Here is a 16,071-nt window from a genome sequence, read left to right as displayed (position 1 = left end):
ACGGCCGGTCTCGGCGGTGTTCGGGAGGTGATCAGGTCACGTCGTCATAGCCGTTGACCCGGTCGGAACCCGTGCCGCCGGCCTGCTCGGGCAGGGCTGCCCGGCCGGCCGAGACGGTCTCGACGTCGCCGATGTCCTCGGGGGTGAGGTCCAGGTCCGAGGCCTCGTCGTCGTCCGGTCCCTCCGCGTCGCGGCGGCGCTTGCGCCGGTCGTTGAGCAGGGAGAAGACGACAGCGGCGAAGTACAGCACCCAGATCGGCCCGGCCAGCGCCAGCATGGTCAGCGGGTCGGTGCTGGGGGTGGCGACGGCTGCGAAGACCGTGATGCCGAGGATCATGGCGCGCCACCAGCCGAGCATCCGCTTGCCGGTCAGCGCGCCCGTGAGGTTGAGCATGATCAGCAGCAGCGGGAGCTCGAAGGAGAGGCCGAAGACCAGCACCATGCGCGTGACCAGGTCGAGCAGGTCGTCGAGCGGCAGCAGGTTGTTGACATCCTTCGGCGTGAAGCCGATCAGGACCTGCGCCGTGGTGGGCAGCACCCTGTAGGCGAAGTAGGCACCGCCGAGGAACAGCGGGACGCCGGTGCCCACGAAGGAGAGCGCGTACTTCTTCTCGTTCTTGTGCAGGCCCGGGGCGACGAAGCCCCACAGCTGGTACAGCCAGACCGGGGAGGCCAGTACGACACCGGCCATCAGGGACACCTTCAACGCCAGTGTGAACGGCGTCAGCAGACCGTTGATCGTGATCTGCGCGCACGGCTGGGACGTCTTGGACGCCCTCGACAGTTCCTCGAAGTTCTGGGAGCAGCCGACCGAGTGCAACACCGGCTTGGTGATGATGTTGACGATGTCGTTGTAGAAGAAGGCGGCCACGCAGGTCACCACGATGATGGCGAGCATCGCCTTCGCGAGCCGGTTGCGCAGCTCGCGCAGATGGTCCGCGAGGGGCATCCGCCCCTCGGGGTCCTTCTCCTTCGTGCGGGCAGACTTAGGCAACCCACGTCCTCATCTCGTGCGGCAGGCCGAGGGGGTCCCGGCCCTGCGTCAGCGCTTGGTCGTGTCCGACGGCTCGGTGACGGGACGCGCACTGGTCACGTCGCCGGGGGCCGCCTGGATGGTGCGCTGCACGGACTCGTCGGTGTTCGGCGGGCCGGCGGGGGTGGGCGTGGTGTTGCCCTCTTCCTTCATCGCCTTGGCTTCGCTCTTGAGGATGCGGGCGGACTTGCCGAGCGAGCGGGCCATGTCCGGAAGCTTCTTCGCGCCGAACAGGAGCACGATGACGACGAGGATGAGAATGATCTCGGGTGCTCCGAGCCTTCCGAACATAAGTCTTTACCTTCTCACCGAGGCGGCTGGGGTGGGGTGCTGTCCGATCGGTCGGACATCTGTCCGACCTTCGTGCTGCCAGCGATCGTAACGCTCAGGGGTAAACGTGAGGCAATCCCCGTGCGTACTCCCGGTCCGCGCTCCGGGCCTCGTTATCCGGACCGCGATCAGCAGCGTACCCGCCTCCACCGACAACGTGACAGGGCAAAGTGACGCGAAGCGCATGAGCCGCGCAACTCACACCCCGCCCATATGTGACTCACAGTGCGTCCACGGAACGCGCCGTCGACACCGCCGCCCGCTCCAGGTCCTCGGCCGCCCGGTTGATGCGCTGCGCGGCGTCACTGACCTGGAGTCCGAGCCGCCGCGCCTCCAGGAAGACCCGGACGGCGAGCACGCCGAGCACGGCGAGACCCAGGAAACCCACAGCTACCGCGACCATCGCCCAGAACATGGGGCGAGCCTAGACCCTGCTACCCGACGGAGGTCAGCCGCAGGGTCCTGACCCCGCCGCCGGTGAGCAGCTCGACGATCCGCTCGCCCGCGGGCTTGCGTACGGCCGCGCCGCAGTCGGGGCAGGTGAAGGAGTAGAACGTGGTACGGCTGGTGGCGCCGATGGCGAGGCGCAGAGCGCTCGCCGCCAGTTCGAAGTTGCTCCGGCAGTCCGGGCAGCCCGCTCTGAACATCACGGGGACCACGCTCTTCATCCCGGCGAACGCGGCGGCCACCGTCATCTCCGGACCACCCGAGACGCCCGGGACACCCGTCATCGTCGACTCGCTCACAGCCCCTGCTCCTGCCTCTCGTCAACACCGTGCACTGCGTCAACAACACCCTGCGGACCGTCGTACGCCGCCAACGCCTCGCGTGCGGCCCGGCGGGCGCTGTCGGCGAGGTCGCTCGGGGAGACGATCCGGCCGTCGCGCCCGAGCCGTAGGGCCAGTCGTCGCAGGGACGTCGGGTCGGGGGTGCGCAACGTAATACGCAGCCCGCCGTCGGGAAGCTCATCGGCACTGTCGTGCGGGTAGTACTCGGCGACCCAGCGCCCTCCCGGGCCGACCTCCACGACGACCTCGGGGTCCTCGGCGGCGGGCTGCACCAACGCCTCCGAGAGGTCCCGCAGTTCGATCTCGGGCGGGGCGGACGGCTCGTCGAGGATCTTGATCTCGGCGACCCGGTCGAGGCGGAAGGTGCGGCGCGCCTCGGAGCGCCGGCACCAGGCCTCCACGTACGTGTGCCCGACGCTGACCAGGCGGATGGGGTCGATCTCGCGCTCGCTCAACTCGTCGCGGGCGGGCGAGTAGTAGCGGATCCACAGGCGGCGGCGCTCCGAGATCGCCCGGTCGACGTCCGCGAAGACCCCGCCCTCGGACTCGAAGGTCACCGAAAGGCGTGCGCTGGCCCCGGCCGCCTCACCGGCCGCCGCCTCCACCTTGGCGTTGGCCCGCAGCAGCGCCTGCCGGTCGCTCTCGCGCAGGCCCGGGAGGGTCGATACGGCGCGGGCAGCGACCAGGAGCGCGGTCGCCTCGTCGGCGGCGAGCCGGAGCGGTTCGGCGACGTCGTCCGGGTTGTGCCACCAGATGCGGTCGCCGTCGGTGTCGATGTCGAGCAGGTCGCCGCCCCGGAAGCTGGTCCCGCACATGGGCAGCACGTCGAGGTCGGAGACCAGTTCGTCCTCGGTGATCCCGAAGGCACGGGCGACGTCCTCGACGCGCGCTCCGGGTCGCTCCTTCAGGTAGGTCACCAGGGAGAGCATCCGCCGGGTCTGGTCGATGGCGTTGACGGGCCTGACCGGTTTGCCTGCCACAGTTCTCTTCCGCTCCCCCTCAGCCCTTGGCCACGGCACGCAGCCGGTCCACCACGTCGGCCCGCAGCTCGGCGGGCTCCAGGACGACCACGTCGGGCCCGAACTCGACCAGCCAGGCGTCCAGTCCGTGGCCGTACGGAATCTCCAACTCGTCCCAGCCGTCCCCGAGTTCCCGCACCGCCGCGGCTTTCGCCCGCAAGGGGTAACCGGAGCCCGTGCGCAGCCGGATCAGCGCGGAGCGGTCGGCGGTCTCCCCCGCCCAGCTCGCGACGGTCTCCCGCACGGTGACGACGTCGGGGATCTCCGCGGTGAACCGCCCGTTGCGCGAACGCACCTTGCCGGTGATCCGGGACAGCCGGAAGACGCGCTCGGCGCCCCGGTCCCGGTCCCAGCCGGCGAGGTACCAGTGGCCGCGCCAGCACTCCAGCGCCCACGGCTCGACGTTGCGGGGTTCGGGGCGGGCGGCGGTGGCCTTGCGGTAGTCGAAGACGACGGGACGGCGGTCGCGGCAGGCCAGCATCAGCGGCTCGAACGACGCCTCGTGCACCGGGATGCGCGGCTCCAGGGCGCCGTGCGGCTCGTACGGGTCGAGATCTTCTGGCATCCCGGCCGCGCGCAGCTTCTGCAGGGCGCCGCTCGCGGCACCGGCGAGCCGGGCCTGCTGCCACACCTTGGCGGCGAGACCGAGCGCGGCGGCCTCCTCGGCGTCGAGGGTGATGGGCGGGAGACGGTTGCTGTCGCGGCGGGCGAGATAGCCGACCTCGCCGTCCAGGTTCTCCACCGTCTCGATGACGAGCCCGAGTTCGCGCAGATCGTCCTTGTCGCGCTCGAACATCCGGTTGAAGGAGTCGTCGCTGCCCGCTTCGAGATAGGCCTCGATGGACTCGCGCAGCTCACGCTTGCTCAGCGGCCGCCGTGTCCCGAGCAGACACAGCGCGAGGTTCATCAGCCGCTCGGCCTTGGCAATGGCCATCGACGCCCTTCGCCTCCCTGAATGTGCTTACGAACGATGACCGTACCGCCCCGCGGATGCCTGGCAAAAGCCGAGGGCCCATGCCCTCGCAGGCATGGGCCCCAGGTGATCGGGTCCGGTCGGAACCGGTGATCAGACGGCGATGAGGTCGACCACGAAGATCAGGGTCTCGCCCGGCTTGATCGCGGGGGTCGGGCTCTGGTTGCCGTAGGCGAGGTGCGCCGGGATGGTCAGCTGGCGGCGGCCGCCGACCTTCATGCCCTGCACGCCCTTGTCCCAGCCCTTGATGACGCGGCCGCCACCGAGCGGGAACTTGAACGGGGTACCGCGGTTCCAGCTGGCGTCGAACTCCTCGCCGGTGCTGAAGGCCACGCCCACGTAGTGGACGGTGACGTTCTGGCCCGCCACCGCGATCTCGCCGTCACCCTCCCAGAGATCCTTGATCTCCAGGTCGGCCGGGGCTTCGCCCTCCGGAAAGTCGATCTCGGGCTTCTCGATGCTCACGTCTCTGGCTCCTGCTATGTGTACGACAAGACAACTCGGACAGTCTCGCATCCCGGCCGGTGTCGCGCTCCGGCCAGGCCGATCCCCGGAGGGGTCACATGGCGGCCAGGATGTCCACGGAGAAGACGAGGGTGTCGCCCTTCTTGATGGCGCCGCCGCTCGGCGGGGTGTTCCCGTAGGCCAGGTCGGCGGGCGCGACGATCATGATGCGGCTGCCGACCTTCTTGCCGGTGATGCCCTGGGCCAGGCCCTTGACGACCGACTCCATGTCCTTGATCGCGAACTGGCTCAACCGGCCCTGGGAGTACGTCGATTCGAACTCCTTGCCCGTGCTCCAGACGACGCCCTTGAACTGGCAGAGGATCGACTGGGCCTCCTTGACGACGGCTCCGTCGCTCTCCAGGACGTAGTTCGACACCAGCTTCTTCGGCGGGTCCGCCTTGGGGATGGTGACCGAGGGGGCCTTGCCGTCGGTGTTCGTGCCGACCTTGGGCAGATCGGCGTCGGACTGCGCGACGGTCGAACCCTTGGCGGAGCTCTTGGCGTTGAAGGAGTCCTGGATGTCGATCACGAAGACCAGCGTGTCGGTGCCCTTGATGCCGGCCTGGGGGCTGCCCGCCGTGCCGTATCCCCAGGTCGGCGGGATGGCCATCTCGACGCGGCTGCCGACCTTCTTGCCTGCCAGGCCGTAGCGCCAGCCGTCGATGATGCCGCCCTGGGCGAGCTGGATGACCAACGAGGTGTTGCGGTCGTAGGAGTTGTCGAAGACCTTGGCCGTCGACCAGATCTGGCCGAGGTAGTTCACCTTGACGAAGTCGCCCTCCGCCACGGCCTTGCCGCCGCCCGCGATCACCGTCTTCACCGCGAGGTCCTTCGACGGATCACCGCTGCCCTTGGCGACGGTCGGCTTCTCGTCGAACTTCGTGCCCGCGGTGATCGCCGGCAGCGGACCGTCAACGAGCTTCGGCGGCGGCACCGTCGAGGCCGAGGAGGACGGCGAGGGCGACGGCGACGCGCTGGCCTTGCTGGAGGAGGAATCGCTGTCACCGCACCCCGCGATCGTCACAAGTCCTGCGGGAACAGCGATAAGAACGGAGCGTCGGCGCACGGTGAAGGCCTCGTAATCGGTCGATCTTGTTGATGGCGTGCGCGCAACTCTACGGCGTGGCACGGGCCCCGTACGTGAAACGTACGGGGCCCGTGTGGCGTACCGAATATGTATCCGGACGTCGGTATCCGGATGTTTTTGCCTACATTCCGGCGATCAGTTTCTCCACCCGGTCGTCCACGGAACGGAACGGGTCCTTGCACAACACCGTGCGCTGGGCCTGGTCGTTGAGCTTGAGATGGACCCAGTCGACGGTGAAGTCCCGCCGCTGTTCCTGAGCCCTGCGGATGAAGTCGCCGCGGAGCCTGGCCCGAGTGGTCTGCGGCGGAACGGACTTGCCCTCGAAGATCTTCAAGTCGTTGCAGATCCGGGCGGCTTGGCCCTTCCTCTCCAGGAGGTAGTAGAGCCCTCGGCGACGGTGGATGTCGTGGTAGGCGAGGTCGATCTGCGCCACCCGCGGGTGGGACATGGTCATGTTGTGCTTCGCCCGGTACCGCTCGATGAGCTGGTACTTCATGACCCAGTCGATCTCGGTGCCGATCCGGTCGAGGTCCTCGGCCTCGATCGCGTCGAGCGTGCGGCCCCACAGTTCCAGGACCTGCTCGACGGTGCCGGTACGGATGCCGCGGCGCTCGACGAAGTCCACGGCCTTCTCGTAGTACTCGCGCTGCACCTCGATCGCGGAGGCCTCGCGTCCGCTGGCCAGACGCACCTTGCGCCGGCCCGTGATGTCGTGGCTGACCTCGCGGATCGCCCGGATCGGGTTCTCCAGGGTCAGGTCGCGCATCACCGTGCCCGCCTCGATCATGCGCAGCACCAGGTCGGTGGCGCCGACCTTGAGCAGCATGGTCGTCTCGGACATGTTCGAGTCGCCCACGATGACGTGGAGACGGCGGTAGCGCTCGGCGTCCGCGTGCGGTTCGTCCCGCGTGTTGATGATGGGCCGGGAACGCGTCGTCGCCGAGGAGACGCCCTCCCAGATGTGTTCGGCGCGCTGGCTGACGCAGTACACGGCGCCGCGCGGAGTCTGGAGCACCTTGCCCGCGCCGCACAGAAGCTGACGCGTGACCAGGAACGGGATGAGGATGTCCGCGAGCCGGGAGAACTCGCCGTGCCGTGCCACCAGGTAGTTCTCGTGGCAGCCGTACGAGTTGCCCGCCGAGTCGGTGTTGTTCTTGAAGAGGTAGACGTCGCCCGCGATTCCCTCCTCGTGCAGGCGTCGTTCGGCGTCCACCAGGAGTCCTTCGAGAATGCGCTCGCCGGCTTTGTCGTGGGTGACCAGTTCGGTCACGTTGTCACATTCGGGGGTCGCGTATTCCGGATGTGAGCCCACGTCGAGATAGAGCCGGGCGCCGTTTCGCAGAAAGACATTGCTGCTGCGGCCCCATGACACGACACGGCGGAAGAGGTACCGAGCCACTTCGTCGGGAGACAGACGCCGCTGTCCCCTGAACGTACACGTGACGCCGTACTCGTTCTCCAGCCCGAAAATGCGGCGGTCCATGACTGAACATTACGCCCGATCGCCTGTGCTGAAACGGGGTTCGGCAGCACGGTTTGGATCATTTTCCGATGAAGCCGCAACCACCGCACCCCCGGCGGGAGCTGCGAGGACCCGCCCGGTGGCCAGCAGAACCAGCAAGGACACAGCCCCCGCGACCCCCGGCACGGCGAACCCCCACAGGGCCCCACCGGCCTGTACGACCGGCCCCGCGACGCCCGTTCCGATCGACGCCCCCACGGTGAACGTCGTCACAAGCCACGAGAAAGCCTCGGTGACCGTGCCCTTCGGAGCGTGCCGGTCGACGATGATGAAGGCGCAGGCGAGGGCGGGCGCGAGGAACACCCCGGCGAGCACGGTGAGCAGCACCATGGCGACCGCGCCCGGCATGAGCATCAACGGCAGGTAACACACCGCCAGCAGCCCCACCAGGACCCGCAGTCGCCGCTCCGGCACCCCGGTCCACTGCCGCGCCCCGTAGACGGTCCCGCCCAGCAGCGCGCCCAGCCCGATCGCCGCCATCAGCCAGCCGTACACCACGTCACCGCCGTGCCCGTCCGCGTACGGCACGGACGCGACCGTGATCGACCCGAGCGCCATCCCCACGAACAGGAACGCGCCGAGCAGCGCCAGGAGTCCCGGCGAGCGCAGGGCGCCCAGCCAGTGCGCCTCGCGCGGAGCCGAGCGCCACGCGCGCGAGGGCGGCGACACGACTACGGAGAGGGCGCCCAGCACCCCGATGACGTTCAGCACGAGCAGCGCCACGGGGGCGGACCACAGGGACACGAACACCGTCACGAGCAACGGCCCCACGGTGAACATGACTTCCTGGGCGACCGCGTCCATGGCGTACGCCGTGTGCACCTGCTCCTCGCGACGGAGCACGGCCGGCCACAGCGCCCGCAGACCGCCCTCCAGGGGCGGCGCGAAGAGACCGGCGGCCGCGACGGCGACGTAGGCGAGCGGCAGCGGATCGGTGCCCCCGAAGGCGAAGACGGCCATCGCGAGCGCCGACAGGACCGCGGCGGGCAACTGCACGCGCGGCTGCCCGTGGACGTCCACCAGGCGCCCCAGGAGGGGCTGTCCGACCGCGTTGGCGATGCCGTAGACGGCCGCCAGCGCCCCCGCGAGGCTGTAGGTGCCGCCCTCGGCGCGGATGAACAGCACGATCGCGATCGCGGCCGTGGCGTTCGGCAACCGGCCCACCAACGTGCCCACCAGCAGGCGGGTGGCGTGCCTCGCCCTGAGGATCTCCAGATATCCCACGGCCTCGAACCGCCCTCCCCCTCACCGTCGCGCATGAGGTTTTACGTATAACGTCCGCTGTCATACGTACCATGTGCGCTGTTCACGCGTCCATACGGAGTCCCTACGCAGTCCTCACCAAGGAGCAGGCCGACCGTGGCACCAGCCAGCACCCGCCCCACGAGCCGCGACGTCGCGCAGGCCGCCGGCGTCTCCCAGGCCGCGGTCTCCCTGGTGCTCGGCGACAAGTGGCGCGGCCGGGTCTCGGCCACGACCGCCGAACGCGTCCGCGAGGCCGCCCGCGACCTGGGCTACCGCCCCAACCTCGCCGCCCGCAACCTCCGCCTGGGCCGCACCCGCACGGTCCTCCTCGTCGTCCCGGTGCTGACGACGGAGTTCTTCGCCGGCGTCTACACGGGCGCCGCCCGCGTCGCCGCCGAACACGGCTTCGGCGTGGTCCTCTACCCCTCCCCCGAAGGCATCGGCCCCGCCCGCGACCCCTTCGCCTCCGCCCAGGCCGCCCTGGACGGCGTGATCGCCTCCTCCATGGCCGCCGACGCCCTCACCGCGATCCGCGGCGACCAACTCCCCCTGGTCATGCTCGACAGCGACCCCGAGGGCAGCCTCGGCGCGGCCACCGTCAACCTGGACATCGCCGACGGCATCCGCCAGGTCGCCGATCACTTGCTGACCCTGGGCCACCGCCACTTCCTGCACCTCGCCGCCGACGTACCGTCCTGGACCTTCGAGGTACGCGCGCGTGAACTGGCCGCACGGGTGGGCTCCGTGGCAGGCACCTCGGTACGGACGACCCGGGCCCCCATCTCGATCGAGGGCGCCCTGGCCGCAGCCGAGGCCGCGCTCTCAGCCCCGGGGTCGCGGGTGACCGCCCTGGTCTGCGACGACGACAAACTCGCCGCCGGCGCCTACAAGGCGGCTCGCCGCCTGGGCCTGCGCATCCCCGACGACCTCTCGATCACCGGCCTCGACGACCTCGCCCTCGCCACCGCCATCGACCCGGAACTCACCACCGTCCGCCTCGACGCCGAGCTCTTCGGCGAACACGGCATGCGCGCCCTCCTGGCCGTCCTGGACGGCCGCGTACCGGAGGAGGGGGACATCCCGGTGGAACTGGTCGTCCGCGGCTCCACGGCGCCACCAGGCACCGCCTGACGCCTCTGTGGCCCCCACAACGCCGCGTGCCCCGGCCGATGACCGGCCGGGGCACGCGAAAGGCTGGGTGAGGTCGACTCACTCCTCGTCGTCGCCGTCGGACTCCTCCGACGACGTGTCCGCGTTCTCGCCCTCCAGCAGACGGGACAGCTGACGGCCGACGATGCGCTTGAACTTGCGGGCCTGCGGACGCGTACGGTCCAGGACCGCGACCTCCAGGCGCTCGGCGGGGATCTCCCGCTCACTTCCGTTCGTGTCACGGGACAGGGACTGCACGGCCAGCTTGAGCGCCTCCGCGAGGGTCATGCCGTCACGGTGGCGCTGGTCCAGATAGCTGCTGATCGTCTCGGCGTTGCCACCGACCGCGACCGAGCCGTGCTCGTCCACGATCGAACCGTCGTGCGGCAGCCGGTAGATCTGATCGCCGTCCGGAGTGTCCCCGACCTCCGCGACGACCAGCTCCACCTCGTACGGCTTCTCGGCCGCACTGGAGAAGATCGTGCCGAGCGTCTGGGCGTAGACGTTGGCGAGACCGCGGGCGGTCACGTCCGCACGGTCGTAGGTGTAACCGCGCATGTCGGCGTACCTGACGCCGCCGATCCGCAGGTTCTCGTACTCGTTGTATTTTCCGGCGGCCGCGAACCCGATCCGGTCGTAGATCTCGCTGAACTTGTGCAGCGCACGGGACGGGTTCTCGCCGACGAAGACGATGCCGTCGGCGAACTGCAGCACGACCAGGCTGCGGCCACGGGCGATGCCCTTACGGGCGTACTCCGCCCGGTCGGCCATCGCCTGCTGGGGTGAGACATAGAACGGCGTCGACACCGGTATCCGTCCCTCTCTTTAAAGTTCCGTCGAAATCAGTGGATCACCTTGTGAAGAACGGGCCCTCGGTCAGAGCAGCGCGGCGCGCGGGCCGTCGGGCTGCTGCAGTCGCCGCTCCAGGATCGAGCGGGCGATCTCGGAGGACTCGTCGTCGGTGAGCCGGCGGAAGCCGTCCTCGGTGATCACGGTGACGATCGGGTAGATCCGGCGGGCGACATCGGGACCGCCGGTCGCCGAGTCGTCGTCGGCCGCGTCGTAGAGGGCCTGGACCACGAGGGTCGTGGCCTCGGCCTCGGTCAGCTGGTCGTGGAAGAGCTTCTTCATGGCACCGCGCGCGAACACCGAACCGGAGCCGGTGGCCGCGTAGCCGAGCTCCTGGGAGCGGCCGCCCGTCACGTCGTAGGAGAAGATGCGGCCGATGCCGCGGTCCACGTCGAAGCCGGCGAAGAGGGGGACCACGGCGAGGCCCTGCATGGCCATGCCGAGGTTGGAACGGATCATGGTGGACAGGCGGTTCGCCTTGCCCTCCAGGGAGAGTTGGGCGCCTTCGACCTTCTCGAAGTGCTCCAGCTCCAGCTGGAAGAGCTTGACCATCTCGACGGCCAGACCGGCGGTGCCGGCGATACCGACGGCCGAGTACTCGTCCGCGGGGAACACCTTCTCGATGTCCCGCTGTGCGATGACATTGCCCATGGTGGCCCGCCGGTCACCGGCGAGCACGACGCCACCGGGGAACGTGACAGCGACGATCGTCGTGCCGTGCGGGGCCTCGATGACGCCCTGCATGGGCGGCAGTTGCCGGTTGCCCGGAAGCATCTCCGGCTGGTGGTCGGAGAGGAAGTCCATGAAGGACGACGACCCAGGCGTCAGGAAGGCAGCTGGTAGACGCCCGGGGCTACGAGTGTTGGCTTCCACGAGGATCCTTCCAAGTAGGCGGCAGCCCGACGAACAGCGTCGGGATCATCTCCCAACTTGCCGATGGCCGAATTGCAGTTGAAGCACAGTACGCCACGGACCCTACCCGTCTCGTGGCAGTGATCCACATGAACCGCAGGAGCTTTCAAACAGATCACGCGGAGCCCCATTTGAGAGGCGACCATGGCGTCACGCTCGGCCCAGGTGATGCCGTACTTGCGCTTGAAGTGACTCTGCTGGTTCCGGTCAGCCCGGCACGCCTTGCAGTAACTCGCGTAGCCATCTGACGTCGTCGCGTTGAGTTCCCACTCCGAGTGGGCCTTGATCTCCGCGCACTGAGGACATCGCTTGTGTCCGCGCGGCACTGGCACCTTGGCACGGACAGTCTTGCCCCTCGCCTCCTGGCGCTGCCTGTAGTACTCAGCAGAGCACTCGCGGCAGTACGCCTGAAGTCCGTCACGCATGGCCTCGTTCTTGGCGAAGGCTGCCCGCGGCAAGATCCGACTGCGACGCGGGCAACCTCTCCCGACGGCCAATTGGACATTACGCCTTATTCGCCACCTTTCTGGACAAACGACCTCACGAAGTCCTCGGCATTCTCCTCGAGGACATCGTCGATCTCGTCCAGAACCGAGTCGACATCGTCGCTCAGCTTCTCGTGGCGCTCCTTGAGGTCCTCGGAAGCCTCCGTCTCAACGGCCTGCTCCTCGACCTCCTCGGTAGAGCGCGTCGCCTTCTGCTGTCCGCCGCCGGTGTCCTTGGTCGCCATCACCCTCACCCCGCTCGGTTCGACGTTCTTGATCAGACCCTACTTGCAGGGACTGACATCGGCCCCGCAGTTCCTACAACGTACGGCGGCCACTTCGATGATTCCCGGCCACCGGACATTCCACCCTGTCCGGCGCCCCGGATCCGAGGGTCCTGTCAGCCGCCCGACAGGACCCTGACCAGGTCTTCCGCGGTTCGACAGCGGTCAAGGAGCTCCTTGACGTGATTACGCGTTCCGCGAAGCGGTTCGAGGGTTGGGACCCGCTGGAGCGAGTCCCGGCCCGGGAGATCGAAGATCACGGAGTCCCAGGAGGCCGCCGCGACGTCATCGGCGTACTGCTCCAGACAGCGTCCCCGGAAGTACGCGCGCGTGTCCTCCGGAGGCGTCGTACGCGCCCGCTCGACCGTGTCCTCGTCCAGCAGCCGCTTGATGCGGCCGCGGGCCACCAGGCGGTTGTAGAGGCCCTTCTCGGCCCGTACGTCCGCGTACTGGAGGTCGACCAGCTGGAGCCGGGCCGCGTCCCAGTCGAGACTGTCGCGGCGCCGGTAGCCCTCCATGAGCTCGCGCTTGGCGACCCAGTCCAGTTCGCCGGCCAGGCTCATCGGGTCGTTCTCCAGGCGGTTGAGCGTGTCCTCCCAGCGGGCCAGGACGTCCTTGGTCTGGTCGTCCGCGTCGGAGCCGTAGCGCTCCTCGACGTATTTGCGGGAGAGCTCGAAGTACTCCATCTGCAGCTGGACCGCGGTGAGGGTCCGGCCGCTGCGGAGGGTGACCAGGCGCTTGAGGGTGGGGTCGTGGGAGACCTGGTGGAGGGTGCGGACCGGTTGGTCCACCGCCAGGTCCACGGCGATGAAGCCGTCCTCGATCATGGAGAGGACGAGGGCTGTCGTGCCGAGTTTGAGGTAGGTCGAGATCTCGGAGAGGTTCGCGTCGCCGATGATCACGTGCAGGCGGCGGTACTTCTCGGCGTCCGCGTGCGGTTCGTCGCGGGTGTTGATGATCGGGCGCTTGAGCGTGGTCTCCAGGCCGACCTCGACCTCGAAGTAGTCGGCGCGCTGGCTGAGCTGGAAGCCGTGTTCGTGCCCGTCCTGGCCGATGCCGACGCGGCCCGCTCCGGTGACGACCTGGCGCGAGACGAAGAAGGGTGTCAGGTGGCGCACGATGTCCGAGAAGGGGGTCTCCCGCTTCATCAGGTAGTTCTCGTGCGTGCCGTAGGAGGCGCCCTTGTTGTCGGTGTTGTTCTTGTAGAGGTGGATCGGCTGCGCGCCGGGCAGTTGGGCCGCGCGCTCGGCGGCCTCGGCCATGATGCGCTCGCCGGCCTTGTCCCACAGGACGGCGTCCATGGGGTTGGTGACTTCGGGTGAGCTGTACTCCGGGTGTGCGTGGTCGACATAGAGCCGTGCGCCGTTGGTGAGGATGACATTGGCGAGGCCGATGTCCTCGTCGGTGAGCTGGCTGGAGTCGGCGGCCTCCCGGGCGAGGTCGAAGCCTCGCGCGTCCCGCAGCGGGTTCTCCTCCTCGAAGTCCCAGCGGGCCCGCCGGGCCCGGTGCATCGCCGCCGCGTAGGCGTTGACGATCTGGGACGAGGTGAGCATGGCATTGGCGTTGGGGTGGCCGGGGACGGAGATCCCGTACTCCGTCTCGATGCCCATTACTCGCCGTACGGTCATGCGGCCCTCCTTGCCCGGCGGCGCCCTCGGTCGGGGACGCTGCTCAAGTACCGCTGGCGCTCCGGTGCGTGTGCGGTGCCCGTCCCCGCACTGCGCGACTCGGCGGTACCGAAGAGCCTAGAACGGCTTTGCGCTGGTGGGGAGATCATTTGCGTCATTGCCTCGCGCGCCCCTTGTTCGGTCATGGCCTGAAAAACAGTCGGCTGCGGGTACCCGCCGAGGGCACCCGCAGCCGCCCTGTTTTTTACAGGTACTGACCGGTGTTCGCCACCGTGTCGATGGAGCGTCCGGTGTCGGCGCCCTGCTTGCCGGTGATGAGCGTACGGATGTAGACGATCCGTTCGCCCTTCTTTCCGGAGATCCGGGCCCAGTCGTCCGGGTTGGTGGTGTTGGGCAGGTCCTCGTTCTCCTTGAACTCGTCCACGCACGCCTGGAGGAGGTGCGAGACGCGGATGCCCTTCTGCTTGTGGTCGAGGAAGTCCTTGATGGCCATCTTCTTGGCCCGGCCCACGATGTTCTCGATCATGGCGCCGGAGTTGAAGTCCTTGAAGTAGAGGACTTCCTTGTCACCGTTGGCGTAGGTGACCTCCAGGAAGCGGTTCTCCTCGGATTCCGTGTACATGTGCTCCACGGCCGTCTGGATCATGCTCTGGACGGTGGTGGTCTTGTCGCCGCTGTGCTCGCCGACGTCGTCGGGGTGGAGCGGGAGGCGTTCGGTGAGGTACTTGGCGAAGATATCCTTGGCTGCCTCGGCGTCGGGACGCTCGATCTTGATCTTCACGTCCAGGCGGCCGGGGCGCAGGATGGCGGGGTCGATCATGTCCTCGCGGTTCGAGGCGCCGATGACGACCACGTTCTGCAGGCCTTCCACGCCGTCGATCTCGGCGAGCAGCTGGGGGACGATGGTGTTCTCCACGTCCGAGCTGACACCGGAACCACGGGTGCGGAAGAGGGATTCCATCTCGTCGAAGAAGACGATGACGGGGGTTCCCTCGCTGGCCTTCTCACGAGCGCGCTGGAAGACCAGGCGGATCTGCCGCTCGGTCTCACCGACGTACTTGTTGAGGAGCTCGGGGCCCTTGATGTTGAGGAAGAAGCTCTTGCCGGTGGCCTGGCCGGTGACCTCGGCGACCTTTTTGGCCAGCGAGTTGGCGACGGCCTTGGCGATGAGCGTCTTGCCGCATCCGGGGGGCCCGTACAGCAGGACGCCCTTGGGCGGCCGCAGTTCGTGCTCCTTGAAGAGGTCGGGGTAGAGGTACGGCAGTTCGACCGCGTCGCGGATCATCTCGATCTGGCCGCCCAGACCGCCGATCTGCTCGTAGCCGATGTCGGGGACCTCTTCGAGGACGAGTTCCTCGACCTCGCTCTTCGGGACGATCTCGTAGACATAGCCGGAACGGGGTTCGAGCAGCAGGGCGTCGCCGGGGCGGATGGTGATGTCCAGCAGCGGCTCGGCGAGCCGCACCACCCGCTCCTCGTCGGTGTGCCCCACCACGAGGGCGCGTTCGCCGTCCTCCAGGATCTCCTTGAGGGTGACGATGTCGCCGACACGCTCGTACTCCATGGCCTCGACCACGTTGAGCGCTTCGTTGAGCATTACTTCCTGGCCGCGGCGGAGCTCTTCGAGTTCCACGCTTGGGCTGACGTTCACCCGCAGTTTGCGGCCGCCGGTGAAGATGTCCGCTGTGCCGTCCTCGTTGGCCACGAGGAAGACACCGAAGCCGGCCGGCGGCTGTGCGAGCCGGTCGACTTCTTCCTTGAGGGCCACGATCTGGTCGCGGGCCTCACGGAGCGTGTTGGCGAGTCGCTCGTTCTGGGCGGACACCCCGGCCAGATTGGTCTGCAGCTCGACGATCCGCTCTTCGAGAATCCTCGTGTGTCGCGGAGAGTCGGCGAGCTTACGTCGCAGGACGGCGATCTCCTGCTCAAGGTAGGCAATCTGCCCGGACGGGTCGTCGGACCCTCGTCCCGGGCGGATGCCGCGGTTCATGTCGTCGTCGTGGGCTGCCACGGTCCTCACCTCCTCCAAGGGGAGCTGGACGCTTCCAGACCCTACCTGGGTGGGTGTCGATTGAAACCCCTAGATCACAAAGACTGTCAAGGTGTGTCGTCGGTCACCCTGCGCTCTCCCTCACGCCGTGTGGATACCCACTCAACGTGATTCAGAAGCCGACTGTTCCAACGCCGGGTTGGTCAAAAACCTTCACGGCGGACGTGAGTTGCCGTGCGGACGGGTTCTGCGCCCGACGGAAACCGGCCA

Annotated in this window: 17 protein-coding genes; 1 reads left to right on the top strand and 16 read right to left on the bottom strand. The window is 68.2% G+C overall.

Going from position 1 to position 16,071, the window contains the following annotated elements; genetic code table 11:
• Positions 1 to 31 precede the first annotated feature (31 nt).
• The 10 genes from tatC to ACGFY9_RS33470 form a co-directional block, all read right to left on the bottom strand.
• Positions 32 to 994 (bottom strand): twin-arginine translocase subunit TatC, encoded by a 963-nt coding sequence (gene tatC / locus ACGFY9_RS33515; RefSeq protein WP_393760406.1) that lies wholly within the window; start codon positions 992 to 994, stop codon positions 32 to 34.
• Between the two features lie 48 nt (positions 995 to 1,042).
• On the bottom strand, positions 1,043 to 1,324 hold the full coding sequence (tatA, locus tag ACGFY9_RS33510; protein WP_033283742.1) for a Sec-independent protein translocase subunit TatA: 282 nt from the start codon (positions 1,322 to 1,324) through the stop codon (positions 1,043 to 1,045).
• A gap of 259 nt (positions 1,325 to 1,583) precedes the next feature.
• A complete protein-coding gene (locus ACGFY9_RS33505) occupies positions 1,584 to 1,778 on the bottom strand; it encodes a hypothetical protein (RefSeq protein WP_393760404.1) in 195 nt (64 codons plus the stop codon).
• A 19-nt stretch (positions 1,779 to 1,797) separates the two neighbouring features.
• Positions 1,798 to 2,109, bottom strand: coding sequence for a hypothetical protein (locus tag ACGFY9_RS33500; RefSeq protein WP_393760402.1), 312 nt, complete (start codon positions 2,107 to 2,109; stop codon positions 1,798 to 1,800).
• On the bottom strand, positions 2,106 to 3,131 hold the full coding sequence (locus ACGFY9_RS33495) for a WYL domain-containing protein (protein WP_366495624.1): 1,026 nt from the start codon (positions 3,129 to 3,131) through the stop codon (positions 2,106 to 2,108). The genes ACGFY9_RS33500 and ACGFY9_RS33495 overlap by 4 nt, the downstream gene beginning before the upstream one ends.
• Positions 3,132 to 3,150: 19 nt before the next feature.
• The gene (locus tag ACGFY9_RS33490; RefSeq protein ID WP_393760399.1) at positions 3,151 to 4,104 is read right to left on the bottom strand and encodes a helix-turn-helix transcriptional regulator; all 954 of its coding nucleotides are present in this window, start codon (positions 4,102 to 4,104) and stop codon (positions 3,151 to 3,153) included.
• 132 nt (positions 4,105 to 4,236) lie between these two features.
• Positions 4,237 to 4,608 (bottom strand): FKBP-type peptidyl-prolyl cis-trans isomerase, encoded by a 372-nt coding sequence (locus ACGFY9_RS33485; protein ID WP_033283738.1) that lies wholly within the window; start codon positions 4,606 to 4,608, stop codon positions 4,237 to 4,239.
• 94 nt (positions 4,609 to 4,702) lie between these two features.
• Entirely contained in the window at positions 4,703 to 5,716 is a 1,014-nt protein-coding gene (locus tag ACGFY9_RS33480; RefSeq protein WP_393760397.1) for an FKBP-type peptidyl-prolyl cis-trans isomerase, read from the bottom strand.
• A 142-nt stretch (positions 5,717 to 5,858) separates the two neighbouring features.
• A complete protein-coding gene (pafA, locus tag ACGFY9_RS33475; protein WP_033283736.1) occupies positions 5,859 to 7,220 on the bottom strand; it encodes a Pup--protein ligase in 1,362 nt (453 codons plus the stop codon).
• A 9-nt stretch (positions 7,221 to 7,229) separates the two neighbouring features.
• A complete protein-coding gene (locus ACGFY9_RS33470; RefSeq protein ID WP_393760395.1) occupies positions 7,230 to 8,483 on the bottom strand; it encodes an MFS transporter in 1,254 nt (417 codons plus the stop codon).
• A gap of 135 nt (positions 8,484 to 8,618) precedes the next feature.
• Between ACGFY9_RS33470 and ACGFY9_RS33465 the strand changes: the two genes are divergently transcribed.
• Complete coding sequence (locus ACGFY9_RS33465) at positions 8,619 to 9,635, top strand: LacI family DNA-binding transcriptional regulator (protein WP_393760393.1); 1,017 nt, start codon at positions 8,619 to 8,621, stop codon at positions 9,633 to 9,635.
• A gap of 78 nt (positions 9,636 to 9,713) precedes the next feature.
• On the opposite strand, the gene prcA is transcribed toward ACGFY9_RS33465, so the two are convergent.
• The 6 genes from prcA to arc all read right to left on the bottom strand — a co-directional run bounded on the left by prcA (position 9,714) and on the right by arc (position 15,822).
• Entirely contained in the window at positions 9,714 to 10,460 is a 747-nt protein-coding gene (prcA, locus tag ACGFY9_RS33460) for a proteasome subunit alpha (RefSeq protein ID WP_033283733.1), read from the bottom strand.
• Between the two features lie 69 nt (positions 10,461 to 10,529).
• Positions 10,530 to 11,375, bottom strand: a complete 846-nt coding sequence (gene prcB, locus ACGFY9_RS33455) for a proteasome subunit beta (protein WP_318015304.1) — start codon at positions 11,373 to 11,375, stop codon at positions 10,530 to 10,532.
• Positions 11,327 to 11,839, bottom strand: coding sequence for an endonuclease VII domain-containing protein (locus ACGFY9_RS33450; RefSeq protein ID WP_393760390.1), 513 nt, complete (start codon positions 11,837 to 11,839; stop codon positions 11,327 to 11,329). Before ACGFY9_RS33450 ends, prcB begins: the two co-directional genes overlap by 49 nt.
• Before the next feature lie 86 nt (positions 11,840 to 11,925).
• Positions 11,926 to 12,144: a ubiquitin-like protein Pup gene (locus ACGFY9_RS33445; protein ID WP_393760388.1), complete on the bottom strand. Its 219-nt coding sequence runs from the start codon at positions 12,142 to 12,144 to the stop codon at positions 11,926 to 11,928.
• A gap of 155 nt (positions 12,145 to 12,299) precedes the next feature.
• Positions 12,300 to 13,811 carry a depupylase/deamidase Dop gene (gene dop, locus ACGFY9_RS33440; RefSeq protein ID WP_199811048.1) on the bottom strand — a complete coding sequence of 504 codons (1,512 nt, stop codon included), beginning with the start codon at positions 13,809 to 13,811 and terminating at the stop codon, positions 12,300 to 12,302.
• Positions 13,812 to 14,055: 244 nt separating this feature from the next.
• Positions 14,056 to 15,822, bottom strand: coding sequence for a proteasome ATPase (gene arc, locus ACGFY9_RS33435; protein WP_033283729.1), 1,767 nt, complete (start codon positions 15,820 to 15,822; stop codon positions 14,056 to 14,058).
• Positions 15,823 to 16,071 lie beyond the last annotated feature (249 nt).

This window comes from Streptomyces sp. NPDC048504 (assembly GCF_043200035.1).
Lineage (GTDB): Bacteria > Actinomycetota > Actinomycetes > Streptomycetales > Streptomycetaceae > Streptomyces.
Note: the sequence above shows the minus strand (reverse complement) of the source record. Positions and strands in the feature narration are given on the sequence as shown.